Source organism: Sphingomonas colocasiae (assembly GCF_019880585.1).
In the GTDB taxonomy this organism is placed as follows: Bacteria; Pseudomonadota; Alphaproteobacteria; order Sphingomonadales; family Sphingomonadaceae; genus Sphingobium_A; species Sphingobium_A colocasiae.
Window position 1 is genome coordinate 331,096 of sequence record NZ_JAINVV010000008.1, and the last position, 25,251, is coordinate 356,346.

The window sequence follows — 25,251 nt, forward strand, 5'->3', positions numbered from 1 at the left end:
TCAGGCGGCCCCGCGCCTGAACGAGAGCGTCTCCCAGGCGGCGACAAGCAGCAGGATCGCGGTGGTCGCGACGGAAAGGGCCACCGGCTCCATATGGCCGGCGACCATGGCGAGCCCGGCGATCATGGCGAGCCCGGCCATGTGCGACAGCGGGAAATGCGCGGCCGTGGTGCGCTTGAACGCCATATTGCCCAGCAGATAGAGCGCCGGCCCGCCCAGGATCGCGGCGACCGCCATGCCCGCCGCATGACCGACCGGATGCGCGAGCACGAGTTCGTCGGCCGCCGCACTCACGATGATGCCGGCGACGATGGGCAGATGGAGATAGGTATAGGCGAGCCGCGCCATCCGCCCGGGATCGTCATGATGCGCGATCCGGTCGCTGCCGCGCACCGCGCCGACATTGAAATAGATCCACCACATCGCGACCGTGCCCAGAAAGGCGCTGGCAAACCCGGCGATCTCCGCGCCACTCCATGGCACTTCGGCGAAGGTCGCCCCGGTGATCAGAACCGATTCGCCCAGCGCGATGATCACGAACAGCCCGCAGCGCTCCGCCAGATGATGCCCCTCGACATTCCATGTGGCAGTCAATGTCCGGCCGAACCCGGGCACCAGGAAACCGAGCAGGGGGCCGGCATAGTCGATCGCGAGCGCAGCCGCCCACCAGAGCGTCCGCGACTGCCCTTCCGCCAGCGCGCCCCCGATCCAGAGCGGCGCGGAGAGCAGCGCCCAGATCAGGATCCGCTGGAAATTGCGGTAATTATCGGGGCTGCGTCCGCGCAACGCGGCCAGCATGAATAGCGGGCGTGCGATCTGGATCGTCAGGAAAGCCGCGACGAACACCGTGCCGCGCCCACCAAAGGCCTGCGGGATCGAGAGCGACATGAGCAACCCCAGCCCCATCAGCACGAACAGCAGCAGCCGCACCGCCATCCGCTCGACATCGAGCCAGTTGGTGACCCAGGCGGTGTAGATCCAGACCCACCAGACCGCGAGCAGCAGCATGGCCGTGTGAACGGCGCCAAGCGGCGTCAGATGCGCAAGCAGGCCGTGACTGAGCTGGGTGACCGCGAAGACGAAGACGAGATCGAAGAACAGTTCGACATAGCCGACCTTCGCATCGTCATGCGTGTGCGAGCGAAGGCGCAGCAGGCCCTGCGCGGCGGGATCCGCCATCTCAGGCCGGCCCGCGCGCGCGGGCGAGCAGCGCCAGCAGGAGCAGGCCGCCGATCGCGCTCATATTCTTGAGGAAATGCAGCCACTGGTCGTGGAAATCGGCCGCCGGCACCGCCCAGAAGGGATGCGAGAGGACGGCATCGACAAGCAGGAAAGCCGCCATCAGCGGCGCGATGACCGCAACCCGCCATCCGATCATGATCGCGATGCCGGCCGCCGCCTCGAATGCCGAGAAACCGAATGCGCCGGGCGAGAATGGCACGCTGCCGCCCAGCATGACGACGATCCGCTCGAGCCCCAGCCCCACGAACACACTGGCGATCAGCACCCGCGCCATCACGAACAGTGCATCGCGCCCTTCCAGCCCGGATCGGTCCATCGCCACCCCCTTGCCCACAGCACGCCGACTATTCCGTCAGCGGCGCCCCATGGCAAGAGTGAAGCGGCAAGGGCTGAGCGATCCCGACGATGCGAGAGCGGGCTGCACGGAACATGAATCGCGCAGCCCGCTCTGGATATCTGTGATCGCATTGCTTTTGCAGAAAACCGGTCCCACCCCCCGCCTGCGCAGGGCAGGCATTTTCCGCACGATGCCCTAAGGCATCCTCGATCAGTTCTCGCGTTCCTCGCGCTCGCGCCGCAGGCCGAGCCATTGGACCAGTTCTTCAAGGGGAATAATCGGCAGGAATTCCAGGCCGGCATAATCGCCTTCCTGCCAGCGGATCACGGCTTTCACCGGACGCAGGCCATCGATCGTCACCACCGCGTCCTCGTCGACGGGCAGATAATCGGACACCTTCACCTTGGCGCCGCCCTGCGAAAGATCGCTGACCTCGACGCGCCAGGTTTCCGAACCGATCCGCAGCCGCGCATAGCCCCGCACCTCAAGGCGCGGCGCGCGCGGCCGACGGCCATCCGCCACACCCCGGTTGCGCAGCACTTCGGCAACGTCGACGCGCTCGTCGAAGACGATGCCGACATTGTCGCCCTGCAGCCAGCGGATCGTGCCCGCCACGCAATGATCGGACTTGAGCTCGATCACGACGCGATCACCCACTTCGTGGGGTGAATAGACATGCGCCATCAATCCGCCTTCGGATATATTGCGGATCAGGCAGAGTTCCTGGTTGCGCGCGCAGATCATCTTGCCGACCCGAAGGATGGTGATGAGGCGCTGATCCTGACGGCGATCGGGCTGCGGAATGAAGATGCCAGCGATCGCCGGATCGTCATCCGTCAGACGAGATTTGCCTGTAATTGCACTGCCTTGGGCCATGGGGGTGTCCAGCCTTTTGCTTGAAAATGCTTTGGACGGAAACACGCCATTTCCATCCCCCCACGGCTATGGAGAATGCCCGCCAACAGTTAAAACTCTCTAAACATCGGCCAATCTACTAACATTTTATCTAATCATGCCAGTTTATTGAGCTTCGGCAACGATCCGCGCCCAGCCGGCCTCGTCGATGACGGAGATGCCGAGTTCGGCGGCTTTTTTGAGCTTCGAACCCGCGCCCGGCCCCGCCACGATCAGATCCGTCTTGGATGAAACCGATCCCGAGACCTTGGCGCCGAGCGATTCGGCCTGGGCTTTCGCCTCGTCGCGACTCATCGATTCGAGCGTGCCTGTGAACACCACGGTCTTGCCGCTGACCTCCGACGCGCGGGTCTCGTGGATCACGTCGGCGGGAGAAAGCTGACCGAGAAGATCGTCGACCGCCTCGATATTGTGCGGCTCGGCGAAGAAATCGATCAGCGCCAGCGCGACCTCCGGCCCGACCCCCGGCGTCTCGACGACCGCGGCCAGTTCCTTCGCCTCGCGCGCGAGGAATTTCTCGTCGGTTTCGCCGACCGCCTGGACGAGTTCGCCGCGCCGTTCGATCGCGCGGTCGATCAGCGCGCGGAAATCCGCCCAGCTGCGATAGCGCCGCGCCAGATCGCGCGCCGTCACCTCCCCGACATGGCGGATGCCCAGCGCGAACAGGAAGCGATCGAGCGGCGGCGCACGGCGCGCATCGATCGCGGCGATCAGATTGGCGGCCCAGACATCGCCCTTCTTCTTGCGCGCGAGCAACTGTTCTTCGCTGAGCTTGAAGATGTCCGCCGGGCTGGCGATCAGCCCGTCATTGAAGAACTGGACGATCTGCGTCAGCCCCAGTCCTTCGATATCGAGCGCATGGCGCGAGACGAAGTGGCGCAGCCGCTCGACGCGTTGCGCGGGGCAGATCAGGCCGCCGGTGCAGCGATAATCGACTTCACCGGGCTCGCGCTCGGCGGCGGAGCCGCATTCGGGGCAGGCCTGGGGAAAGAGCCAGGTGCCGCGCGCTTCGTCACGCGAGAGATTCTCGACGATCTGCGGGATGACGTCGCCGGCGCGCTGCACGACGACACGATCGCCCGGCCAGGCGTTCAGGCGGCCGATCTCGTCGGCATTGTGCAGCGTCGCATTGGTCACGACCACGCCGCCCACCGTCACCGCTTCCAGCCGAGCGACAGGGGTGAGTTTGCCCGTGCGCCCGACCTGGATGTCGATGGCGTTGAGTGTGGTCTGCGCGCGCTCGGCCGGGAATTTGTGTGCGATCGCCCAGCGCGGCGCCTTCGCCACGAAGCCCAGCCGCTGCTGCCAGTCGAGCCGGTCGACCTTGTAGACGACGCCGTCTATGTCGAAGGGCAGATCGGCGCGCATCTGCTCGATCCGCCGATAATGCGCCAGCGCCGCTTCGACGACTTCGCCATGGATCAGCAGGTCGCTGACCGGCAATCCCCATCCCGCGATCGCGCGCATCACGCCATATTGGGTGTCGGACGGCAGCGCCGAAACCTCGCCCCAGCCATGCGCGAGGAAGCGCAGCGGGCGCGACGCGGTGACCGACGGATCCTTCTGACGCAGCGAACCGGCGGCGGCGTTGCGAGGATTGGCGAATTGCCGGGCCTTTTCCGGATCATCCGCCTCGGCGAGCAGCCGCGCGTTGAGCGCGGTGAAATCGGCCTTGGCCATATAGACCTCGCCACGCACCTCGAACACATCGGGCACGTCGCCGCTCAGCCGCTGCGGGATATCGGCGATCGTCCGCACATTGGCGGTCACATCCTCCCCCGTGCTGCCGTCGCCGCGTGTCGCCGCCAGCACCAGCGCGCCCTTTTCGTAGCGGAGCGAGCAGGAAAGCCCGTCGATCTTGGGCTCGGCGGTCAGCGAGACGCGATCCTCGGCGCCGAGCGCCAGGAAACGTCGTACGCGCACGACGAACTCGATCACATCATCATCGGCGAAGGCATTGTCGAGGCTGAGCATGGCCCGCGCATGCGCAACCTTGGCGAGATGGCCGGCTGGCGCGGCCCCGACCGCCCGGCTGGGCGAATCGGCACGGATCAGATGCGGAAACTCGGCCTCCAGCGCGGCGTTGCGCCGCACGAGCGCGTCATAGTCGGCATCCGATATCTCGGGCTCGTCATCCGTATGGTAGAGCCGGTTGTGCCGCGCGATCTCCGCGGCAAGCCGCTCCAGCTCGGCGGCGGCATCAGCTTCGGTAGTCATCATGCCATTCCCGCCCGTCACGCGGCCTCCAGCAGCTTGCCCGCCTGCGCGCGGGCTTCATCGGTGATATTGGCGCCGGACAGCATGCGCGCGATCTCCTCGCGGCGCTCCCCCTCGTCGAGCGCGGTCACGCCGGTGCGCGTGACGGTGCCGTCATGGCTCTTGGCGATCAGAAGATGCGCGGCGCCCCGCGCTGCGACCTGCGGGCTGTGCGTCACCACCAGCAATTGCGCCTTGTCCGCCAGTCGTGCCAGCCGTTCGCCGATCGCCGACGCGACCGCGCCGCCGACGCCACGATCGATCTCGTCGAAGATCATGGTGCCGGCGCCCCCCTCTTCGGCGAGCGCGACCTTGAGCGCGAGGATGAAGCGCGACAATTCGCCGCCGCTGGCGATCTTGGCGAGCGGTGCGAAGGGCGCTCCGGGATTGGTGGAAATCTCGAATTCGACGCGATCGCGCCCTTCCGCGCTCCACTGCCCCTCAGGCAATGGTTCGACGACAGTGCGGAAGCGCGCGGCGTCGAGCTTCAGCGGCGCGAGTTCGGAGGCCACCGCCGCATCGAGCCTCACCGCCGCCGCCTGGCGGACAAGGCTCAGCGCTTCAGCCGCCCGCAGATAGATCGCCGCTTTCTCGGCCAGCTCCGCTTCGAGCCGGACCAGCCCCTCCGCCCCTGCCTCGATACGGCCATGGCGCTCGGTCAGTTCGCGCAGCAATTCGCCCAGCGCATCGGGTGCCACGCGGTGCTTGCGCGCCAGTCCGCGCAATTCGAACAGCCGCGTCTCGATCGTCTCCAGCCGCTCGGGATCGTGGCGCAGCGCCTCGGCAGCCTGGTTCAGCCTGTCCTCCGCATCCGACGCTTCGATCATCGCGCGGTCGAGCGCGGCGAGCGCCTCGGCGAGCAGTGGGTGTTCACCCGACATCCGATCGAGCCGGCGCGCGGCCTGGCGAAGCTGGGCGAGGCCGCCGTCGGATCCGTCGAACGCATCCATCACCGCCACCATGTCTTCGGAGAGGCGCGCCCCCTTCTGCATGTCGGCGCGTTCGGCGGCGAGCGTCTCTTCCTCGCCATCCTCGGGCGCGAAGCGGGAGAGCTCGTCGATCGCATGTTCCAGCCAGTCGCGATCCTGCGCGGCGGTCTCGATATCGGCGCGCGCGCGCGCCAGCGCCTGTTCGGCGGCGCGCCACGCACCATGCGCCGCGGCGACGGCGCGGACATCGGCCCGCGCGAAACTGTCGAGCAAGCCACGATGACCGCGCGCGTTGAGCAATCCGCGATCGTCATGCTGGCCGTGGATCTCGACCAGCATGCTGCCCAGCTCGCGCAGCAGCCCGGCGGAGACCGGCTGATCGTTGACGAAGGCGCGGCTGCCGCCATCGGCCTTCACCACGCGGCGGACGACGACCGGCTCGCCTGCCGCCGTCGCCAGACCATTTTCGGTCAGCATGGCGCGTGCGGGATGTGCGGGATCGGCGATCTCGAAGCTGGCACTGACCACGGCCTGGGTCTGCCCCTGGCGGACGAGCCCGCTTTCGGCGCGCGCGCCGAGCGCAAGACCGAGCGAATCGAGCAGGATCGATTTGCCGGCACCGGTTTCGCCGGTGAGCACGCCAAGGCCGCGACCGAATTCCAGGTCGAGCGCCTCGATCAGGACGACATCGCGAATGGACAGGACGGACAGCATCGCGGATTGATTAAAGCATCGTGCGGAAAAGTGGGAACCGGTTTTCCGCAAAAACGATGCGGCAGCACATGACAAGAGCGAGCGGTGCGATTCTCATATCGCGCAGCCCGCCCTGGCCGATCTTTCGAGCCGCGTCATTCATCCTCGAACGAGGACGGCCGACCGGGCGTTCAGACAGGATTCTTCTGCATCAGCTCAAAGGCGCGACCATACCATTTCGTGCCGCGATAATTCGTGCCGAGCACAGCCGCGGACTTCTTCGCTTCCTCCCGCATGCCGATCGCGAGATAGGATTCGGTCAGGCGCATCAGCGCTTCCGGCGTGTGCGTGGTGGTCTGATACTGGTCGACCACCGAACGGAAACGCGCCGCCGCCGCCAGCCATTGCGACCGGCGCTGATAGAAACGACCGATCTCCATCTCCTTGCCGGCAAGGTGATCGTTGACGAGATCGATCTTCAGCCGCGCATCGGCCGCATAGCGGGTGTTGGGATAGCGGCGCGTGAGCTCGCCGAGCGCCGCGAGCGCCTGCTGCGTGATCTTCTGGTCGCGCGTGACGTCCGTGATCTGCTCGTAATAATCGAGCGCGATCAGATAATAGGCGTAGGGCGCGTCCTTGTTGCCCGGATGGATCGCCAGGAAGCGCTGCGCCGACTGGATCGATTCGGTATAGTCCTTCGCCGCATAATAGCTGAACGCGCTCATCAGCTGCGCGCGGCGCGCCCAGGGCGAATAGGGATGCTGGCGTTCGACCTCGTCGAACAGCGCGGCGGCCAGCTTGTACTGGCCGCGATCGAGCCGATCCTTGCCCGCATTGTAGAGCGTGTTGACGTCGCGGGCGACATAGTTGGTGTCGGCACGCTTCTGCGAATTCTTGTTGGCGCAACCGGCCAGCGCGACAAGGGAGACGGCGGCGGCGGCAAGAGCCAGCGGCTTCAGGGAAAGGCTACGCATGGCGCGGGTTCTAGCCGAGCCTTGGGGCTTCGCCAAGCGGTTTGCCGAGCCCATGGATGCGTCGGCCGAACGTGCGGAACCGTTGCCCGCACGGGCGCATTCAGCCAGACTGATACGCAGCCAGCGCCCGGAGCCACGATGACCGCCAAACGCCTGACCACCCGCCGTGTCGAGAAGCCCTGGGGCCGGCATTCGCTGTGGCCGGGCTTTACCGATCCGCCGGCCGACGGCGCGCCGGTGGGCGAGATCTGGTTCCAGGACGAAACCGAGGAAACGCCCGAACTGCTGGTCAAATATCTCTTCACGGCGGAGAGGCTGTCGATCCAGGTCCATCCCGACGATGCGGCGGCACGCGCGTCGGGCCATGCGCGCGGGAAGGACGAAGCCTGGGTGATCCTGGCGGCGGAGCCCGATTCGACCATCGCGATCGGCACCCGCGGGCCCGTCAGCCGCGAAATGCTGCGCGCCGCCGCGCTCGACGGCAGCATCGAGGCGCTGGTCGACTGGAAGCCGGTGAAACCCGGCCAGGTCTATTACTCACCCGCCGGCACCGTCCATGCGATCGGCGCGGGCATCACGCTGATCGAGGTCCAGCAAAATGTCGACCTCACCTATCGGCTCTACGATTATGGCCGGCCGCGCGAACTGCATCTCGACGATGGCATCGCGGTGTCGGATCCCGAACCATTCGTGCCCAATTTCACGCCCGAAACTCCGGCGCCGGGCCGTACGATCCTGGCCGAAGGGCCGAAATTCGTGCTCGAACGCTGGCGCGCGCCACGGGGCCGGATCGCGTTGCCGCCGGGCATGTCCGGCTGGTTCGTGCCGATCAGCGGCACCGGCGATATCGCGGGAGAAGCATGGCAGGCCGGCGAATGTTGGCTCGTGCACGCGGATGCGACAATCGCGACCGATGGCGAAAGCGACGTGCTGTTCGCCTATCCTCTGGCCGAGCGGATCGACATATTGCGCTGAGCGTAAGGCGCTGGGAGGAATTTAACCCTCACCGTCCTATGCTGCCGGCGATGCTGCGTGTCCTCACCATCGCTTCGCTCTTTCCCGATGAGAGCCGGCCCGTTTTCGGCGTGTTCGTCGAACGGCAGACGCTTGGCCTCGCCGCGCGTGACGATGTCTCGATCGAAGTGATCGCGCCGGTCGGCATCCCGCCATGGCCGCTGTCACGCCATGCCCGCTATCGCGCGCTCGCGAAGCTCCCCGGGCATGAGCAATGGAAGGGGCTGAGCATTCATCGCCCCCGCTTCCCCGTGATTCCCGGCGCCAATGGCCGCGCGAGCGGCGCGCTGATGGCGCGCGCCATCCTGCCGATCGCGCGCAGGCTGCATGCCGAACGGCCCTTCGATGTGATCGACGCCGAATTCTTCTTTCCCGACGGCCCGGCGGCGATGCGCGTCGCCCAGGCGCTCCGCCTACCTTATTCGGTCAAGGCGCGCGGTGCCGATATCCATTATTGGGGGCACCAGCCCGCCACTGCGGACGCGGTGCATCTGGCCGGGGTCAACGCGGCCGGTTTGCTGGCGGTGAGCGACGCGATGAAACGCGACATGGTAGCGCTCGGCATGGCTGAAGAGCGGATTCGCGTCCATCACACCGGCGTCGACCTCGACCGGTTCGCACCGCGCGACCGCGCGGCGCTGAAGGCCGAACTCGGCGTGACGGGGCCGCTCGTCGCCAGCATCGGCGCGCTCATCCCGCGCAAGGGTCAGGCGATCCTGATCGATGCGGTGGCGTCGCTCCCCGGCGTCACGTTGATGCTTGTGGGCGACGGCCCCGATCGGGTCGCACTCGAAGCGCAGGCATCGAAGCTCGGCATTTCGGAACGCGTGCGCTTCACCGGCAGCCTGCCGCATGACGAGATCGCGCAGATCCTGGCCGCCGCCGACGTGATGGCGTTGCCTTCGGCGTCCGAAGGACTGGCCAATGCCTGGGTCGAAGCGCTCGCCTGCGGCACGCCGATCGTGATCACCGACACGGGCGGCGCGCGCGAAGTGGTGCAAAGCCCCGCTATCGGCCGGATCGCGGCACGCACCCCCGCCGCGATCGCCGCCGCCATCGCATCGCTGGTCGGCGATCCGCCGCCGGCGTCGGTGGTTCGGGCCGCGGCCGCGCGCTTCACCTGGCCGGCAAACAGCCAGGCGCTGTTCGCGCATCTGTCGGCAATCGCGCGCGGCGCCTGACGGTCAGGCCAGCGGCAGCAAGGCGGCGGCGATCCAGCGATCCTCGCCGCGCAATATCCCCCAGGCGCGGGCGGCGGCGCGACTGTCCATCGCCTCCACGCCGATCCCGTCCGCATCGAGCGCATCGACCAGCGCGCGCGGCGGCCGCGCCATCACGGCACCGGTGCCGATCAGGATGAATTCAGGCCGTACCGCGACCAGCGGCGCCAATGCCACCGCATCAAGCGCATCGAGAGCAGGTGCGTCCCATGCCGCCGCATTCTGCGGCGTCAGCAACGCGGCCGTCATCACGCGGCCATCGATCCGGAAGCCGCCGTCGGCGAAGCCGGTGATGCGCGGCCCCGGCCCGGCCGCATCGGGCCGGACCTGGATGCTCACGGCACCGCGCCGTCGTTGGGATCGCTCGAGCGGACACGCTCCGCCGCATTCGCCGTCGCGCTTTCCTTGGGCAGGAAGCTGTCGGGCTTCAGCTTGAGCCAGAGGAGGATCGCCGCCGAGACATAGACCGACGAGAAGGTCCCGATGCCGATACCGAGCAGCATCGATGCGGTGAAACCGAAGATCACGTCGGGGCCGAGCACCAGCAGCACCGACAGCGCGATGATCAGCGACAGCGAGGTGACGAGGGTGCGCGACAGCGTTTCGTTGACCGACAGATCGAGCAGGCCGATCATGTCCATCTTGCGGTATTTTCGCATATTCTCGCGAATACGGTCATAGACCACGATCGTGTCGTTGAGCGAATAGCCGACGATCGTCAAAATCGCGGCCACCACGTCGAGGTCGAATTCGAGCTGGGTCAGCGCGAAGAAGCCCAATGTCAGCGCGACGTCGTGGAACAGCGCGAAGAGCGCGCCGACGCCGAACTGCCATTCGAAACGGAACCAGATGTAGAGCGCGATCGCGAACATGGCGAGGCCGAGCGCCAGGGCGCCCGTGCGGAAGAGTTCCTGACTGACCTTGCCCGAGACACTTTCGGTGCCGCCAAGATGCGCGCCCGGATACGCCTTTTGCACGGTGGCGCGGATCTCTTCGGCCGCGCGGTTCGCGGCGGTCTCGTCGCCATCGGGCAACGGCGTGCGGATCGCGACTTCCTTGGGCCCGAACTGCTGGATCGAAGCCTCGCCCTGGCCGAGCGATTCCACGGTTCCGCGCAATTTCTCGATATTCACGGGCTGGTCGAAGGTGACTCGCACCATCTGCCCACCGACGAAATCGATGCCGAGGTTGAAGCCGCGCACGGCGACCAGCGCCAGCGAGCCGATGATCAGCAACATCGAAAAGGCCATCGCGATGTTCCTGTATTTCAGGAACGGGATGTTGGTGTTGTCTGGGACGAGCTTTAGCGGACGCATGGGTCGATGCCTTTATCCTGCGTCATCCCCGCAAAGGCGGGAATGCAGGAATACGGAGTTTTCCGGGAGAAGCGATGGGGCTGGCGCAACATCAGATCACCAGTTCCTTCGGCCTGTTGCGCTTCAGATATTGCGCGACCAGCAACCGAGTGAAGGTGACGCCGGTGAACACCGACGTGATGATGCCGATGGTGAGCACCACCGCGAAGCCGCGAACCGGCCCCTGGCCGAAGGTGAACATGATCGCGGCGGAGATGACGTTGGTGATGTTCGCGTCGAAGATCGCGCGACTGGCCTCCTTATAGCCGAACTCCACCGCCTGCAGCGTGTGCCTGCCTCGTCGCTGCTCCTCTCGGATACGCTCGTTGATCAGCACGTTAGCGTCCACCGCCGCGCCGATCGTTAGCACGAAGCCGGCGATCCCGGGCAGCGTCAGCGTGGCATTGAAGATCGCCATGACGCCCAGGATCATGAAGGCGTTCACGACCAGCGCCGCCGTCGTATAGATACCGAAACGGACATAGGTGACGATCATGAAGATGATCACGGCCAGCGTGGCGACAATGCCCGCGATCGCGCCCTTCTCGATCGAATCGGCACCGAGTTCGGGGCTGACCGTGCGTTCCTCGATCACCTTGAGCGCGACCGGCAGCTTGCCCGAGCGGAGCTGGATCGCGAGCGCGTTCGCGCTCTCGACCGTGAAGTTGCCCGAGATCTGCGCCTGACCGCCCAGGATCGGCTCGTTGATATTGGGCGCGGACAGCACCATCCCGTCGAGAATCATCGCGAACGGCTTGCCGACATTTTCCTGCGTCACGCGCGCGAAGCGCTTGGCGCCCTGGCTGTCGAAGCGGATCGAGACCACCGCCGCGTTGGACTGCTGGTCGAAGGTCTGGGTGGCGTCGATCAACTGGTCGCCGCTCACCATCACCTGGCGCTTGACCGCGATGAAGCCACCGCCGACCTGCGGCAGCACCTGGCTGCCGACCGGCGCGCGCCCCTGCGCGACCTCATTGGGATTGGCGTTGAGATCGACCAGCTTGAAATCGAGCTTCGCGGTCTTTCCGACAAGCTCCTTGAGCGATCCGGGATCCTCGACGCCGGGCACCTGGACAACCAGGCGATTGCTGCCCTGGCGCACCACGGTCACTTCCTTGGTGCCATCGGGATCGATGCGGCGCGCGACGACTTCGCGCGCTGTCGCCATCGCATCGTCGAGCGACTTGGCGATGCCCGCCTGGGTGGGTTTCAGCACGATTCGCGTGGCATCCACCACGCTTACATCCCAGTCGCGCTGGCCGGTCATGCCCGCGCCCTGCGTCTGCGCACGCATCAGTTCCACGGCGGCATCGACACGGCTGGCGTCGCGGACCATGAAGGACAGCTGCCCGCCCTGCGACGAGATATCGCCGATCTCGATGCGCGGGCTGGCCCGGCGCATCTCGGTGCGGACGATGTCCTCCATCGATTCGAGCCGCTGCTTGGCGACGTCGCCGGTGTCCGCCTCGAACATCAGGTGGCTGCCGCCCGCCAGGTCGAGACCGAGGTTGAAGCGTACCTGAGCGAAGCTCGGCCAGGTCGCGGTCTGCGCCTTGGGGAAGAAGCTCGGGATCGAATAGGCGCAGCTGATGACGATGAGCAGCCAGACCAGCCAGACCTTCCAGCGCGGGAAATCGAGCATCGCCGGGCTCAGTCGTTGGCCGGCCGCGCGCCGCCGACCGGCATCACGTCGCTCAGCGTGGATTTGACGACCTTCACCTTCACGCCGCTGGCGATCTCGACCTCGACATGCGCGTCGTCGACCTTGGTGACCTTGCCGACCAGGCCGCCACCGGTGACCACCTGATCATTCTTCTGCACCGCGTTGATGCGGGCCGCATGCTCGCGCATCCGCTTCTGCTGCGGGCGGATCATGAGGAACCAGAAGATCACGAAGATCAGGATCAGCGGTGCGACCTGAACGAAGAAGGCGGCCATGCCGCCGCTCGACGAAGCTGCGCCGGCGGCCTGGGCATAAGCGGGAGTGAAGATCATCAATGTCACCCGTGACAAGGGCGAGGACGCGTGCTGCATCCTCCGTGAAAGGCGGGCGCCTAACATGCCCAGACATCGCGGGCAACTTCTGCTTGTTTGGCATGGCGCGCGGCGAAGGCTTGCCAGACGCCGGACTTCGCCCTAAAGCGCCCGCCTTCGGTCGGGACGTAGCGCAGCCTGGTAGCGCATCACACTGGGGGTGTGGGGGTCGGAGGTTCGAATCCTCTCGTCCCGACCAGTTTCTTCCTCAACAGAAACATCAACGCGATCCGGCATCCCCGCGATGCGGGATGACGCCTCGCATCCCGCCTGCTATCGGCCCGCGATGCTTTCGATTTCCGGTATCACCGTGCGCCTGGGCGGGCGCCTTATCCTCGACGGCGCGACCGCGTCACTGCCGCCGCGCAGCCGCGTCGGCCTGATCGGCCGCAACGGCGCCGGCAAATCGACCCTGATGAAGGTGATCGCCGGTACGGGCGAAGCCGATTCGGGATCGGTCGACATGCCGCGCGGCAGCCGCATCGGCTATATCGCGCAGGACGCGCCGGGCGGCAGCGCGACGCCGTTCGAAACCGTGCTGGCCGCCGATCTCGAGCGCGCCGCGTTGATGGCCGAGGCCGAAACCGCGCATGATCCGCACCGCATCGGTGAGATTCACGAACGGCTGATCGCGATCGACGCGCATGCGGCGCCGGCGCGCGCGGCGCGGATCCTGGTGGGCCTGGGCTTCGACGAAGAAGCGCAGCACCGCCCGCTCGACAGTTTTTCGGGCGGCTGGCGGATGCGCGTCGCGCTCGCCGCGCTGCTGTTTTCGGAACCGGACCTGCTGCTGCTCGACGAGCCCAGCAACCACCTGGACCTCGAAGCCACGCTCTGGCTCGAGAATTTCCTGAAATCCTATCGCGCGACGATGGTGGTGATCAGCCACGAACGCGACCTGCTCAACAATGTCGTCGATCATATCCTGCATCTGGAGGGTGGGCGGACGACGCTGTATCCCGGCGGCTACGACGCGTTCGAGAAGCAGCGCGCCGAACGGATGGCCCAGCTCGAATCGGCGCGCGCCGCCCAGGCGGCACAGCGCGCCAAGCTGCAGGATTACATCGCGCGCAACAGCGCCCGTGCGAGCACCGCCAAGCAGGCGCAATCGCGCGCCAAGGCATTGGCGAAGATGGCGCCGATCGCGGCGATGGCCGAGGATCCCTCGCTGAGCTTCGATTTTCCGAGCCCGGACGAATTGCGCCCGCCGCTGGTGACGCTCGATCTGGCGAGCGTGGGCTATACCGAGGGCAAGCCGATCCTGGAGCGGCTCAACCTGCGCCTCGACCCCACCGATCGGGTGGCGCTGCTGGGACGCAACGGCAACGGCAAGACCACGCTGGCGCGGCTGCTCGCCGCGCAGCTCGCACCGATGGCGGGCGAGATCACCGCATCGGGCAAGATGCGCGTCGGCTATTTCACCCAATATCAGGTGGAGGAGCTCGACGCGGGCGACACCCCGGTCGAACATATGACGCGACTGATGAAGGGCGCGACGCCGGGCGCGGTGCGCGCGCAGCTCGGCCGATTCGGCTTTTCGGGCGACAAGGCGACGACTTTGGTCGGCAAGCTTTCGGGCGGCGAACGCGCGCGGCTGGCGCTGGCGCTGATCACGCGCGACGCGCCGCATATGCTGATCCTCGACGAACCGACCAACCATCTCGACGTCGATTCGCGCGAGGCGCTCGTCCAGGCGCTCAACGGCTATTCGGGCGCCGTCGTGCTCGTCAGCCATGATCGCCACATGCTGGAACTGGCCGCCGACCGGCTGGTGCTGGTCGATGGCGGCACCGCCAGGGAATTTTCGGGCTCGCTCGACGATTATACCGATCTGATCCTGGGCAAGGGCGGCACCGCGCCCGCACAGGAAAAGCCGGCAGCGCCCAAGGTTTCGGCCAAGGACGCGCGCAAGGCGGCCGCCGATGCCCGCGAGCGCAATCGCGCGATTCGCGAGGCGGTGAAGGCGGCGGAAGCCGACATCAAGCGCCTGACCACGCGGCGTTCGGAGATCGACCGCGCGATGTTCGATCCCGCGTCCGCCACCCCGCAGGATGCCAAGCGAACCATGGGCGAACTGATGCAGGCGCGCGGCAAGGTCGAGCAGGAGCTGGAAGAGGCGGAAGCGCGCTGGCTGGAAGCGAGCGAAGCGCTGGAGGCGCAGGAAGCGGCATAAGGCGCCGAACTCGCGATGCCGCCCCGGCGAACGCCGGGGCGCATGCGATGCTCGAGACACTCGTCGAGCGAACCCAGCATCACGGCTCCAGCGCTCGCTGGAATCGGTCTTGGACGCTAGATGTTCAACACGGGCCGGATCGGCCGCGACGCAACGCCGCAGATCTCGGCCGCGATCTCCTCGCTGCGCCAGGGCTTGCCGATCACCCGGTAATGCCGGCTCTGTTCGTCGACCAGCGCGGCGCCATAGCCGGTGGTGAGCAGCACGCGGATATCGGGGCGGCGGTCGCTCAGATAGACCGCGAGCGCGACGCCGTTCATGCCCGGCATCACGATATCGGCGAAGAGCAGATCGACCTCTCCGCCGCCATCGACCCAGGCGATCGCCGCCTCCGCATCGGGTGCGACATGCGCCACCGTGCAGCCGATGGATTCGAGTTGTTCGGATGCGATTTCGGCCAGCAGGGAATCATCCTCCACCAGCAGGACCCGGTAACCGGGTGGAACACCGGTTTCACCAAATGCACTCGCCATACGTCACCTCCCTCGTCTCGGGGTCGATGCCAGCCGGGCGCCCTCCTTTCGCCCGAAAGAGAGAGGATAACCGAATCACCGGGCATTGCGCCAGCTTTTCGACGAAAGGAGCATGTGCTTGCGGTGATGCGGGTGCCAACCCATATCGCGCCCATCGATGAAGCGGGGAACGCAGGAATCTATCTGAATGAGCGAAATGCCCAAATGGCACGGCACCACGATCCTTTCGGTGCGCAAGAACGGCAAGGTCGTGATCGCCGGCGACGGCCAGGTCTCGATGGGCCAGACCGTGATGAAACCCAATGCCCGCAAGGTGCGCAGGCTGGGTGACGGCAGCGTGATCGGCGGCTTCGCCGGCGCCACCGCCGACGCCTTCACCCTGTTCGAGCGGCTGGAAGCAAAGCTGGAGCGCGCGAACGGCCAGTTGATGCGCGCCGCGGTCGAACTCGCCAAGGACTGGCGGACCGACAAATATCTGCGCAACCTTGAAGCGATGATGATCGTCGCCGACAAGGAAACGACGCTGATCCTGACCGGCAATGGCGACGTGCTGGAACCGCTGGCCGGGGTCGCCGCGATCGGATCGGGCGGCAATTTCGCGCTCGCCGCCGCCCGCGCGCTGGTGGACTATGAAGGCGACGCCGAAACCATCTGCCGCAAGGCGATGGGCATCGCGGCGGACCTGTGCGTCTACACCAACGACCAGCTCACCATCGAGACGATGGATTCGGCCACCTGATCCGGCCGCCCATCCGATCGACAATCGACCCAGTCTATGCGCCCCGCGGTTTCGCGCGGGCCAATGGAAGATGACATGAACGACGACCTTACCCCCAAAGCCATTGTCGCCGCGCTCGATGCGCACATCATCGGCCAGAAGGAAGCCAAGCGCGCCGTCGCGGTCGCGATGCGCAATCGCTGGCGCCGCCAGCAACTCGGCCCCGATCTGCGCGACGAGGTGACGCCCAAGAACATCCTGATGATCGGGCCCACGGGCTGCGGCAAGACCGAGATCAGCCGCCGCCTGGCCAAGCTCGCCGACGCGCCCTTCGTGAAGGTGGAGGCGACCAAGTTCACCGAAGTCGGCTATGTCGGCCGCGACGTGGAACAGATCGCGCGCGACCTGGTCGAGGAAGCGATCCGGCTGGAAAAGGAACGCCGCCGCAACGCGGTGAAGGACAAGGCCGAGGAAGCCGCGATGAACCGGCTGCTCGACGCGCTGACCGGCAAGGATGCCAGCGAAGCGACGCGCTCCGCCTTCCGCCAGCGCTTCCATGACGGCCATCTCGACAATACGGAGATCGAGATCGAGCTGGAGGCGGCGCCCTCCATGCCCTTCGAAATGCCGGGCCAAGGCGGTCAGATCGGCATGATCAACCTGTCCGACATGATGGGCAAGGCGTTCGGCGGCCAGCAGCTCAAGCGCCGCAAGATCAACGTCCGCTCCGCCTGGACCAAATTGGTCGAGGAGGAAGCCGACAAGCGCCTCGATCAGGATGAGGTCAGCCGCACCGCGCTCGCCGATGCGGAAGCCAACGGCATCGTCTTCCTCGACGAGATCGACAAGATCGCGGTCTCCGACGTGCGTGGCGGATCGGTCAGCCGCGAAGGCGTACAGCGCGATCTGCTGCCGCTGATCGAGGGCACGACGGTCGCAACCAAATACGGCCCGATGAAGACCGACCATATCCTGTTCATCGCCAGCGGCGCCTTCCACGTCGCCAAGCCCAGCGACCTGCTGCCCGAACTGCAGGGCCGCCTGCCGATCCGCGTCGAGCTGAAGGCGCTGACCGAGGAGGATTTCGTCCGCATCCTTTCCGACACCAAGGCTTCGCTGCCCCAGCAATACAAGGCGCTGATCGGAACCGAGGGCGTCGAGATCGAATTCACCGAGGATGGCATCAAGGCGGTCGCCAGGATCGCCGCCGAAGTGAACGGCCAGATCGAGAATATCGGCGCGCGCCGGCTGCAGACGGTGATGGAGAAGCTGCTCGAAGAGGTGAGTTTCGATGCCGAGGACCGCAAGGACAGCAAGCTGACCGTCGACGCCGCCTATGTCGATGCCCAGCTCGCGGCGGTCGCGCGCAACACCGATCTCAGCAAATATGTTCTCTGACGGTACAATGCCATTCCCGCACCCGCGGGAATGGCATAGGGCGGGCCAGAACCGCTGAAGTGGAGCGATCGATGACCGGAATTGTCGAATCCTATTACGCCGCCTTCAATCACGGCGATGTGGAGGCGATGCTGTCGCTGCTCGACGAGTCGATCGTCCACGAACCCTGCCAGGGCGCCCCGCGCGAAGGGATCGGCAAGTTCCGCGAATTCCTCGAGCATATGAACCGCTGCTACAAGGAACGCGTGATCGATCCGGTCATCCTCTATTCGCCCGCCGGCAACCGCGCGTCGGCGGAATTCTTCCTGGAAGGCAAATATCTCAAGACCGACAGCGATCTGCCCGCCGCGCGCGGCCAGCATTATCACCTGCGCGTCGGCGCCTTTTTCGAGATCGGCGGCAACCGTATCACGCGTGTGACCAATCATTACAACCTCCAGGACTGGATCGATCAGGTCTCGGCTTGACGCCTCGCCTTCCCGGGGCTGACAACACGCCCCAGGGGAGGAACCAGCCATGTCGGTTCGTTCGCATCGCGCCACGCCGATCCTGATCGCCTTTGTCGCCTCGGCGACGGCGGTCGCGGCCGCCGCCTTGTCTGGCGGCGACTTTGTTGAACAATCCCGCCTCGCCGCGCGCTGGACGGCGCGGGCGAGTTTCCTGATCTTCCTGGTCGCCTATTCGGCCGCGGCACTCGACACGCTGTTCCCATCGGCGCTGACTCGCCGCATCCGCCAGCGGCGCCGGCAATGGGGCCTGGGTTTCGCGCTGGCGCATACCGTGCATCTCGCCGCGCTCGTCCACGCCCTCAACCTCACCGGCGAACAGCGGCCATTGCTCACCCTGATCGGCGGCGGCTTCGCCTATGTGCTGATCCTGGCGATGGCGCTGACCTCGAACGATGCGAGCCAGCGCGCGCTGGGCGCGGCATGGAAGCGGCTGCACGGCTTCGGTATCCACTATATCTGGTTCATCTTCTTCTTCAGCTATGCCGGGCGGCTCGCCGATCCCGAACGGATGGCGACGGGGCTGATCTTCGCGCCGCTCGCCGTCGCGGCGCTTGGCTTGCGCATGTTGGCATGGATAAAGAAGCGACGGGCCAGGACACTGGCGTCGGCCATATGAGGAGAGCGACATGACCAATAGCGGTGGATGCCATTGCGGGGCCGTCCGTTACGAGCTGAACGGCGACCCCATGCACCATGCCCTGTGCCACTGCACCGATTGCCGCCGCGCGGCGGGGGCGCCGATGGTCGGCTGGACCATGTATCCCGAGGACGCGCTCACCCTGACCCAGGGCAGCCCGCGCGAATATGCCTCATCGGAAAATGGCCGCCGCTTCTTCTGCGGCGATTGCGGGACCGGGCTGTTCTATCGCAACGCCGAGATCCTGCCCGGCATCGTCGATGTGCAGAGCGCCACCTATGACGATCCCGACGCCGTTCCGGCGCAGGTGCACATCCAGACCGCCGACCGCATCGGCTGGATGGCGGAGGTTCATACCCTGCCGGCGTTCGAGCGTTACCCGTCGCAATAGGCGGGGTAGCGACGGGAAGCGGGAAAAGCCTGCCCGATTTCCCTCACCCGTCATTCCGGCGAAAGCCGGAATCTCCTGTGACTTAGTGCACGAGATTCCGGCTTTCGCCGGAATGACGAGGGAAGGTTCAGCGCGCCGCCGTCTTCTTCGCGGGCGCCGCCTTCGGCACGGCGGCTTGCGGCAGCACCACCATCGACCAGTCCTTGCCGGGCGCCAGATAGCGTTTCGCGGTTTCCTGGATCTGCTCGGGCGTGATCTGCAGGAAATCGCGCGCCAGGCTCGCCATCGCCGCGATCCGGCGGGGATCGCGTGACGAGCCCGCGGTCTGGCGCAGCCAGAACTGGTTCGCGGTGCCGGCGCGCGCATAATATTGCTTGATCGGCCCCAATGTCCGCGCCAGCTCGTCGGCATCGACGGGTTTGGCCGCCAGATCGGCCGCGATTTCCCGGCTGAGCTTGAAGAACAGGTCGACACCCTCGGGCTTCAATTGCCCCAGCACGATCATATAGCCGCCATTGTCCATGCCGGTCGGCCACTGGCTCGATACGGTGGGGCTGTAGCTGGCGCCCGCCGCATTGCGGAGCTGATCGAACAGCCGGTCGTTGAAGATCGCCGCCAGCACTTCGAGTTTACGCGATTCGACGACGGTATCGAGGCCACCGCCCGTGGGCCAGGCGATCACCGCCGCCGCCTGTTCGGGCGGGCCGCTATGCGTGCGCGTCACCGGCTTGGCGACATGCACGGGCACGCCGGTCCGCTCGCTGCCGGGCTCGATCGGCGCGGGGCCACGCGGCTTCATCGCGCCGAAGGTGGCAAGCGCGGCGTTCACCGCATCCTCGGTCTTGAAGTCGCCGAAGATCTGCACCTCGATCGGGCCGGTCGCCAGCAGCGGCGCCCAGAGCGCGCGGAAGCTTTCGGGCGTCAGCGCTTCGATCTCCTTGCGGTCGGGCGTCGTCCAGCGCGGATCGCCGCCGCGCACCAGCGCATCGAGATCGCGCGTCAGCACATTGCCGGGCGAAGCCCCCATGATCTCGTAGCTGGCGAGCAATTGCGCGCGTGCGCGGACGATCGGCGCCGGATCCCAGCCGGGCTTGTCCAGCTTGGCCGCGAGCAGCTTCAACTGATCGGCCAGATCGGGTGCGCGCGTCTCCGCGCTCATCACAAAGGCGTCCTCGGTGATCGAGACACCCATGTTGATCTTGCGCCCATTGGTCAGCCGATCGAGCTCTTCCAGCCCCAGATCACCGATGCCGGTGCCGACCAGCGCCATCGGGCCGGACCAGGCCAGAGTCTCGCGCTTGGCGGGCAACGCCTTGTAACCATTGCCGAAGCGCACCGAGACATAGACCTTGCCCGGCTCGCCCTGGTTGGGGAACAGGATCAGGTTGACGCCGTTCGACAGCTTCACCGTCTCGATCGGCAACTGGGTCAGCGAAGACCGGCTCACCACCGTCCCCGGCGTGCCGAGCTTGGGCACGTCGTCGAAAGTGACCGCGCGGGCATTGGCGCCCAGCGTCGATGCGGTCACGGTTTCGGACAGCGCGGCGCTGGCGAGCTGGGTCGCGTTGGGCACCGTCTTGGGCGTGATCAGCAGGATGCGTGGGCCGGCGCCGGCGAACAGCCGCTTGGTGGCGTCACGGATGCGTTCGGGGGTGAACAGCCGCTTCGCGCCACGGAAGATGTCGAGCGCGCCCTGCGGCGTCGTCACCGTTTCGCGGATATCGACGGCGCGGACGAGATCGTCCGCCTGTTTGGAGCCCGGCTCCGCGCCGGCATTCTCGACCTGTCCAAGCAAAGCGAGATCGAACTCGCTCACCTCACGCTCGATATCGGCGGCGCCCGGCGGAACCGTCGTCGCCTCCGCGATCACCGCGCGCACGTCGCGCAACGCCGCGCGCCAGTCGTCGCCGATCGGCACCAGCGACACCGTCGTCGTGTCCGCCGAACGCGACACATCCTCCTGATCGACCTGTGCCTGGAGGAAGCTGCCGCCCGCCCGCGCGCGCGTCTCCAGCCGGCGATTGATGATGCGCAGCGCCACCGCGTCGACCATCAGCCCTTCATTATAGGAGATGGTGTCCTCCACCTGCTCCCAGGGACGCAGCACCGCCATCTGGATCATGGTGGGGAAACTCGGCTCGACCACGGCGGCGGCGGCCGGCGCCTTCATGTCGGGCTTGCCGAAATCGGGATCGGCGGGCGCCGGACCATCTCCCTTCCAGCCGCTGAAACGGTTGCGCACCATCGCTTCCATCACCGCCGGATCGAGATCGCCCGATACCACGACCACCGCGCGCTCGGGGCGATACCAGCGATCGTGGAACGCCTTCAGTCCGGTCGCCGTCGCACCGGTCAGCGTGGCCGTCGTCCCGATCGGCGACCGTGTCGCCAGCTTCTGCCCGCTGAAGAAATGCGCGCGCAAGGCATCGCCCACCTTCACCGCCGCGCCGAACTGCTCGCGCTGCTCGGCAAGCACCACCGCGCGTTCGGAATTGACGGTCTGATCGCTGATATTGGGCGAATCCATCATGCCCGCCAGAATGCGCAGGCTTTCATCGACGCTTTCTGCGGTCGCCTGGGGCAGGTCGAGCTTGTAGACCGTCTCGGTCGGGGTCGTGGAGGCGTTGCTGTCCGATCCGAAGGTCGCGCCCAGCCGTTGCCAGATGCGCTTGGCCTCGAGCTCCGGCACATCCTTCGATCCACGGAACGAGAGATGTTCGAGGAAATGCGCGAAGCCGAGTTCGCTGTCGTTTTCCATCAGCGATCCCGCATCGATGCGGACGCGGATCGAAACCTGGCCCGGCGGCACGGCGTTGCGGCGGATCGCATAGCGCAGGCCGTTGTCGAGCGTGCCGAACAGCCACGCCTTTTCCTGGGGTACGTCGCTATTGACGTACAGCCAGGGCGTGGGCCGTGGCGCCGGCACGGCAGGCACCGCGCTGACGACGCCGCGCTTCGCGGCATCCTTGGCGAACAGGGTCGCCGTGGAGAAGCCGAGGCCGGCAATGAGGGGAAGGACGGCGAAGCGCACGATGCGCCGGTACTGGAACGTCATGGACGCGATCCTACCGGTCAAAGATGAACCTTGCCAACACGGATTATTCCGCGTGCGCCCCATCCCACCGGAATGGGGCGCCGAGGTCTTTCAGCGACCGCCCATCTTCGTCACCGCGCCCTTGTGCGCACCGACGCCGCTGCGACGGCGGCGGAACGGCCGCTTCGGCCGGTCGCCCGCGGGCTGCTCGCGGCGCTCGTCATGGCGACGCGGCTGCTGCCCACGGCCGCCGCGCGGCGGCTGTTCGGCGCGCGGCGCGGCGCTCGGCTTGGGCAGGCGCGCCGCTTCCGCCGTGAAATTCTCCGGCAGCGGAATCGTGTCGAGCTTCACGCCGGTCAGACGCTCGATCTGGCGCAGCCAGCCCTTTTCCTCGCCATCGACGAAGCTGACCGAAACGCCCTCCGCCCCGGCACGCGCGGTGCGGCCGATGCGGTGGACATATTGTTCGGGCACATTGGGCAGCTCGAAATTGAAGACGTGGCTGACGCCGGGCACGTCGATGCCGCGCGCGGCGATATCGGTCGCCACCAGGAACTTGATCTCACCCTTGCGGAACGCGCCGAGTGCTGCGGTGCGCTGCGGCTGGCTCTTGTTGCCGTGGATCGCCGCCGCGCCGATATTCGCGGCGTGGAGATGCTTCACGACGCGATCGGCGCCATGCTTGGTGCGCGTGAAGATCAGCGCGCGCTCGATCGGCTCGTTCTTGAGCGTCATGGTGAGCAGCGCCTGCTTCTCCTTCTGGTTGACGAAGGTGACGTACTGGCGGACGCGTTCGGCGGTGGTCGATTGCGGCGCCACCGACACCTTGACCGGATCGGTCAGGAAACGATCACCCAGCTCCGCGATCGCCTTCGGCATGGTGGCGGAGAAGAACAGGCTCTGCCGCTTGCGGGGCAGCAGCTTGTCGATGCGCTTGATCGGGACGATGAAGCCGAGGTCCATCATCTGGTCCGCTTCGTCGAGCACGAAGATCTCGACGTCCTTGAGCGTCAGCGCGCGCTGGTCGATCAGGTCGAGCAGGCGGCCGGGCGTGGCGACGAGGATGTCGACGCCGGCGCGCATGCGCTGGATCTGCTTGCCGACAGGCACGCCGCCGAACACCGTCTCGACCGACAGGCGCATGAAGCGCGCATAGTCGCGGAACGAAACGGCGATCTGGCTGGCGAGTTCGCGCGTCGGCGACAGCACGAGCATACGGCATCCGCCGAGCGGCGTCGGCCGCGGATTCTTGTGGAAATAATCGAGGCTGGGCAGCGCGAACGCCGCGGTCTTGCCGGTGCCGGTCTGCGCGATGCCGCACAGGTCACGCCCCTCGAGCAGCGACGGGATCGCCTTGGCCTGAATCGGCGTGGGCTTGTCATAGCCCTTGGTGGCGAGCGCCTTGAGAATCGGCTCGGCAAGGCCGAGCTGGGTGAAGTTGGTCAAATCCGTAACTCACAATCTATGCGAGGCGTGCGCCAGGGCTGGCGCACGAACCGCGGGGTTCGATGACGACCCGCGTGAAAAGGGAAGCCTTGGGCAAAGCGCATCTGGTTCGGCCGGCCCCGGAAACCCGGGCGTTCACGCTGCCGATATGGTCAGGCCGGTCCACCGGCCTTGTGCGCTGCGGCGCATATGGTCGACAATGGTGGCGAAAGCAAGGCGAACCGAGACTAGCCCGCGTCGAACAGGGCCTTCGCCTCCGCACGGCTCTTGCGCGATATGAACCACAGCACCGCGCCCAATATGATGAGCCCCACCGCGAGAAACGGAATCCGGTCCTCCGCGACGATCATCAGCGTCAGCCAGACGATATTGATGATCACCACGCCCAGCGCGATCCATTCGTTGTTGCGCGGAAAATGAAAGGCAGCCCGACCATCGGGCAAGCGCACGCCGACAATGCCCTGGTGATCGATCGATTTGTAATGATAGAAGCGCGCCCTAGTACCGGGCACCAGATCGCCCTTGAGCGATGCGGGGGCAACGAATTTGGGCAGCGCCTTCCTTTGCCCGTCGGCGGTGGTGAAACTGGCGGATTTGAAGATCGCGATACCCTTGGCCTCGCGCCCCAGTTCGATGCTGTCCAGCGTGCCGTCGATGACCTGAACGCCCATGCCCCGTCCCCTTTGCTCGATATGATCAGTCGATAGGTGCGGCCCTGTTCTGGAATGACTGGATGCGCGCGATGATAGCCGCGAGCAACAGGCAAGCGGGAATCGTCAGCAGAAACGATATCAGATCGAACAGGGCCGCTGTTCGCAGATCGTCCACAGTGACGCCGTTCATGGAGAGGCGAAACGACACCCACGCCGTCATGTTCATTGCCAGCCAGCTGCCCCACCAACCAAGCAGCATACCCTCTCCACCAAGGCGGTCATCCTCACCGGGAAGTGCGCTCGCACTTGCTTCGTCGATCTCGCGCATGGCGCGAAATGGCATGAAAAGATTTGCGATGGGAACAAAATACCAGGCAACCGCCCACCCCGGCGTCACCGTCATTTCCAATGCCCCCACAAGATGCGCGCGACGGCTGGCGCTGTAGATCCAGGTCAGAACGGCAATGCCGCCGACAATATATAAGAAGGTCCCGAGCACGGAAACGAACATTGCCCGTACATTATCCGCCTCTAGAAGCCCGGAGCCGACGGGCATATGCACTGATGCCCTGCTGAGCAGATCATAGGTCCACCAAGCCGAAGCGATGCCGAACACCGCCACTCCTGCCTGAATATAAAGAAGGACGAGACAGGCCTTAGCCAATCCGCGCTGATCGCGGAACGCATATTGATCGCTCATGAAGTCCTCTCCCGGTCAGCGGGTTATCATTGCCGCTACAGCCCAACAAGCGACATGAAGCCATACCGCCACCGCATGATTCGATGCGTT

At 66.0% G+C, this 25,251-nt stretch carries 23 protein-coding genes and 1 tRNA gene; 9 read left to right on the forward strand and 15 right to left on the reverse strand.

Annotation, left to right across the window (positions count from 1 at the left end; translation table 11 throughout):
- The 6 genes from K7G82_RS17250 to K7G82_RS17275 form a co-directional block, all read right to left on the reverse strand.
- Nucleotides 1–1,179: a low temperature requirement protein A gene (locus K7G82_RS17250; RefSeq protein WP_222991151.1), complete on the reverse strand. Its 1,179-nt coding sequence runs from the start codon at nucleotides 1,177–1,179 to the stop codon at nucleotides 1–3.
- 1 nt (nucleotide 1,180) lies between these two features.
- Nucleotides 1,181–1,558 carry a hypothetical protein gene (locus K7G82_RS17255; protein ID WP_222991152.1) on the reverse strand — a complete coding sequence of 126 codons (378 nt, stop codon included), beginning with the start codon at nucleotides 1,556–1,558 and terminating at the stop codon, nucleotides 1,181–1,183.
- Nucleotides 1,559–1,789: 231 nt separating this feature from the next.
- On the reverse strand, nucleotides 1,790–2,455 hold the full coding sequence (locus K7G82_RS17260; RefSeq protein WP_222991153.1) for a PilZ domain-containing protein: 666 nt from the start codon (nucleotides 2,453–2,455) through the stop codon (nucleotides 1,790–1,792).
- A 144-nt stretch (nucleotides 2,456–2,599) separates the two neighbouring features.
- The gene (gene ligA, locus K7G82_RS17265) at nucleotides 2,600–4,711 is read right to left on the reverse strand and encodes an NAD-dependent DNA ligase LigA (RefSeq protein WP_222991154.1); all 2,112 of its coding nucleotides are present in this window, start codon (nucleotides 4,709–4,711) and stop codon (nucleotides 2,600–2,602) included.
- 17 nt (nucleotides 4,712–4,728) lie between these two features.
- Nucleotides 4,729–6,393, reverse strand: a complete 1,665-nt coding sequence (gene recN, locus K7G82_RS17270) for a DNA repair protein RecN (RefSeq protein ID WP_222991155.1) — start codon at nucleotides 6,391–6,393, stop codon at nucleotides 4,729–4,731.
- A 170-nt stretch (nucleotides 6,394–6,563) separates the two neighbouring features.
- Nucleotides 6,564–7,346 (reverse strand): outer membrane protein assembly factor BamD, encoded by a 783-nt coding sequence (locus K7G82_RS17275; protein ID WP_222991156.1) that lies wholly within the window; start codon nucleotides 7,344–7,346, stop codon nucleotides 6,564–6,566.
- Between the two features lie 138 nt (nucleotides 7,347–7,484).
- Between K7G82_RS17275 and K7G82_RS17280 the strand changes: the two genes are divergently transcribed.
- Nucleotides 7,485–8,321, forward strand: a complete 837-nt coding sequence (locus K7G82_RS17280) for a class I mannose-6-phosphate isomerase (protein WP_222991157.1) — start codon at nucleotides 7,485–7,487, stop codon at nucleotides 8,319–8,321.
- Between the two features lie 50 nt (nucleotides 8,322–8,371).
- Entirely contained in the window at nucleotides 8,372–9,541 is a 1,170-nt protein-coding gene (locus K7G82_RS17285; RefSeq protein WP_222991158.1) for a glycosyltransferase, read from the forward strand.
- A gap of 3 nt (nucleotides 9,542–9,544) precedes the next feature.
- Here the strand turns inward: K7G82_RS17285 and K7G82_RS17290 are convergent, their stop codons facing one another.
- From K7G82_RS17290 to yajC, 4 genes are all read right to left on the reverse strand, one after another.
- Nucleotides 9,545–9,919, reverse strand: coding sequence for an Mth938-like domain-containing protein (locus tag K7G82_RS17290; protein ID WP_343228597.1), 375 nt, complete (start codon nucleotides 9,917–9,919; stop codon nucleotides 9,545–9,547).
- Nucleotides 9,916–10,896, reverse strand: a complete 981-nt coding sequence (gene secF, locus K7G82_RS17295; RefSeq protein ID WP_222991159.1) for a protein translocase subunit SecF — start codon at nucleotides 10,894–10,896, stop codon at nucleotides 9,916–9,918. The genes K7G82_RS17290 and secF overlap by 4 nt, the downstream gene beginning before the upstream one ends.
- Before the next feature lie 91 nt (nucleotides 10,897–10,987).
- A complete protein-coding gene (gene secD / locus K7G82_RS17300) occupies nucleotides 10,988–12,577 on the reverse strand; it encodes a protein translocase subunit SecD (protein WP_222991160.1) in 1,590 nt (529 codons plus the stop codon).
- Nucleotides 12,578–12,585: 8 nt separating this feature from the next.
- Nucleotides 12,586–12,930, reverse strand: a complete 345-nt coding sequence (gene yajC, locus K7G82_RS17305) for a preprotein translocase subunit YajC (protein WP_222991161.1) — start codon at nucleotides 12,928–12,930, stop codon at nucleotides 12,586–12,588.
- A gap of 161 nt (nucleotides 12,931–13,091) precedes the next feature.
- On the opposite strand from yajC, the gene K7G82_RS17310 reads away from it, so the two are divergent.
- Nucleotides 13,092–13,168 (forward strand) — tRNA-Pro (locus K7G82_RS17310).
- Nucleotides 13,169–13,255: 87 nt separating this feature from the next.
- Nucleotides 13,256–15,142 carry an ABC-F family ATP-binding cassette domain-containing protein gene (locus tag K7G82_RS17315; RefSeq protein WP_222991448.1) on the forward strand — a complete coding sequence of 629 codons (1,887 nt, stop codon included), beginning with the start codon at nucleotides 13,256–13,258 and terminating at the stop codon, nucleotides 15,140–15,142.
- 116 nt (nucleotides 15,143–15,258) lie between these two features.
- Here K7G82_RS17315 and K7G82_RS17320 read toward each other — a convergent pair whose 3' ends face one another.
- Complete coding sequence (locus tag K7G82_RS17320) at nucleotides 15,259–15,675, reverse strand: response regulator (RefSeq protein ID WP_222991162.1); 417 nt, start codon at nucleotides 15,673–15,675, stop codon at nucleotides 15,259–15,261.
- Between the two features lie 187 nt (nucleotides 15,676–15,862).
- On the opposite strand from K7G82_RS17320, the gene hslV reads away from it, so the two are divergent.
- The 5 genes from hslV to K7G82_RS17345 all read left to right on the forward strand — a co-directional run bounded on the left by hslV (nucleotide 15,863) and on the right by K7G82_RS17345 (nucleotide 19,328).
- Nucleotides 15,863–16,414, forward strand: a complete 552-nt coding sequence (gene hslV, locus K7G82_RS17325) for an ATP-dependent protease subunit HslV (RefSeq protein ID WP_222991163.1) — start codon at nucleotides 15,863–15,865, stop codon at nucleotides 16,412–16,414.
- 75 nt (nucleotides 16,415–16,489) lie between these two features.
- On the forward strand, nucleotides 16,490–17,791 hold the full coding sequence (hslU, locus tag K7G82_RS17330; protein WP_222991164.1) for an ATP-dependent protease ATPase subunit HslU: 1,302 nt from the start codon (nucleotides 16,490–16,492) through the stop codon (nucleotides 17,789–17,791).
- A gap of 71 nt (nucleotides 17,792–17,862) precedes the next feature.
- Nucleotides 17,863–18,258, forward strand: a complete 396-nt coding sequence (locus K7G82_RS17335; protein WP_222991165.1) for a nuclear transport factor 2 family protein — start codon at nucleotides 17,863–17,865, stop codon at nucleotides 18,256–18,258.
- Between the two features lie 49 nt (nucleotides 18,259–18,307).
- Nucleotides 18,308–18,916, forward strand: coding sequence for a cytochrome b family protein (locus tag K7G82_RS17340; RefSeq protein WP_222991166.1), 609 nt, complete (start codon nucleotides 18,308–18,310; stop codon nucleotides 18,914–18,916).
- Between the two features lie 10 nt (nucleotides 18,917–18,926).
- Nucleotides 18,927–19,328: a GFA family protein gene (locus tag K7G82_RS17345; RefSeq protein ID WP_222991167.1), complete on the forward strand. Its 402-nt coding sequence runs from the start codon at nucleotides 18,927–18,929 to the stop codon at nucleotides 19,326–19,328.
- A 127-nt stretch (nucleotides 19,329–19,455) separates the two neighbouring features.
- On the opposite strand, the gene K7G82_RS17350 is transcribed toward K7G82_RS17345, so the two are convergent.
- From K7G82_RS17350 to K7G82_RS17365, 4 genes are all read right to left on the reverse strand, one after another.
- A complete protein-coding gene (locus K7G82_RS17350; RefSeq protein ID WP_222991168.1) occupies nucleotides 19,456–22,383 on the reverse strand; it encodes a M16 family metallopeptidase in 2,928 nt (975 codons plus the stop codon).
- 90 nt (nucleotides 22,384–22,473) lie between these two features.
- On the reverse strand, nucleotides 22,474–23,808 hold the full coding sequence (locus tag K7G82_RS17355) for a DEAD/DEAH box helicase (protein ID WP_222991169.1): 1,335 nt from the start codon (nucleotides 23,806–23,808) through the stop codon (nucleotides 22,474–22,476).
- Between the two features lie 227 nt (nucleotides 23,809–24,035).
- Nucleotides 24,036–24,479: a hypothetical protein gene (locus tag K7G82_RS17360; RefSeq protein WP_222991170.1), complete on the reverse strand. Its 444-nt coding sequence runs from the start codon at nucleotides 24,477–24,479 to the stop codon at nucleotides 24,036–24,038.
- Nucleotides 24,480–24,504: 25 nt separating this feature from the next.
- Nucleotides 24,505–25,161 carry a DUF4328 domain-containing protein gene (locus tag K7G82_RS17365; RefSeq protein WP_222991171.1) on the reverse strand — a complete coding sequence of 219 codons (657 nt, stop codon included), beginning with the start codon at nucleotides 25,159–25,161 and terminating at the stop codon, nucleotides 24,505–24,507.
- Between the last annotated feature and the right edge of the window lie 90 nt (nucleotides 25,162–25,251).

Coding starts and splice junctions, on each gene's coding strand:
- K7G82_RS17250 (WP_222991151.1), bottom strand. CDS start 1,179: ATGGCGGATCCCGCCGCGCAGGGCCTGCTGCGCCTTCGCTCGCACACG.
- K7G82_RS17255 (WP_222991152.1), bottom strand. CDS start 1,558: ATGGACCGATCCGGGCTGGAAGGGCGCGATGCACTGTTCGTGATGGCG.
- K7G82_RS17260 (WP_222991153.1), bottom strand. CDS start 2,455: ATGGCCCAAGGCAGTGCAATTACAGGCAAATCTCGTCTGACGGATGAC.
- ligA (WP_222991154.1), bottom strand. CDS start 4,711: ATGACTACCGAAGCTGATGCCGCCGCCGAGCTGGAGCGGCTTGCCGCG.
- recN (WP_222991155.1), bottom strand. CDS start 6,393: ATGCTGTCCGTCCTGTCCATTCGCGATGTCGTCCTGATCGAGGCGCTC.
- K7G82_RS17275 (WP_222991156.1), bottom strand. CDS start 7,346: ATGCGTAGCCTTTCCCTGAAGCCGCTGGCTCTTGCCGCCGCCGCCGTC.
- K7G82_RS17280 (WP_222991157.1), top strand. CDS start 7,485: ATGACCGCCAAACGCCTGACCACCCGCCGTGTCGAGAAGCCCTGGGGC.
- K7G82_RS17285 (WP_222991158.1), top strand. CDS start 8,372: ATGCTGCGTGTCCTCACCATCGCTTCGCTCTTTCCCGATGAGAGCCGG.
- secF (WP_222991159.1), bottom strand. CDS start 10,896: ATGCGTCCGCTAAAGCTCGTCCCAGACAACACCAACATCCCGTTCCTG.
- secD (WP_222991160.1), bottom strand. CDS start 12,577: ATGCTCGATTTCCCGCGCTGGAAGGTCTGGCTGGTCTGGCTGCTCATC.
- yajC (WP_222991161.1), bottom strand. CDS start 12,930: ATGATCTTCACTCCCGCTTATGCCCAGGCCGCCGGCGCAGCTTCGTCG.
- K7G82_RS17315 (WP_222991448.1), top strand. CDS start 13,256: ATGCTTTCGATTTCCGGTATCACCGTGCGCCTGGGCGGGCGCCTTATC.
- K7G82_RS17320 (WP_222991162.1), bottom strand. CDS start 15,675: ATGGCGAGTGCATTTGGTGAAACCGGTGTTCCACCCGGTTACCGGGTC.
- hslV (WP_222991163.1), top strand. CDS start 15,863: ATGAGCGAAATGCCCAAATGGCACGGCACCACGATCCTTTCGGTGCGC.
- hslU (WP_222991164.1), top strand. CDS start 16,490: ATGAACGACGACCTTACCCCCAAAGCCATTGTCGCCGCGCTCGATGCG.
- K7G82_RS17335 (WP_222991165.1), top strand. CDS start 17,863: ATGACCGGAATTGTCGAATCCTATTACGCCGCCTTCAATCACGGCGAT.
- K7G82_RS17340 (WP_222991166.1), top strand. CDS start 18,308: ATGTCGGTTCGTTCGCATCGCGCCACGCCGATCCTGATCGCCTTTGTC.
- K7G82_RS17345 (WP_222991167.1), top strand. CDS start 18,927: ATGACCAATAGCGGTGGATGCCATTGCGGGGCCGTCCGTTACGAGCTG.
- K7G82_RS17350 (WP_222991168.1), bottom strand. CDS start 22,383: ATGACGTTCCAGTACCGGCGCATCGTGCGCTTCGCCGTCCTTCCCCTC.
- K7G82_RS17360 (WP_222991170.1), bottom strand. CDS start 24,479: ATGGGCGTTCAGGTCATCGACGGCACGCTGGACAGCATCGAACTGGGG.
- K7G82_RS17365 (WP_222991171.1), bottom strand. CDS start 25,161: ATGAGCGATCAATATGCGTTCCGCGATCAGCGCGGATTGGCTAAGGCC.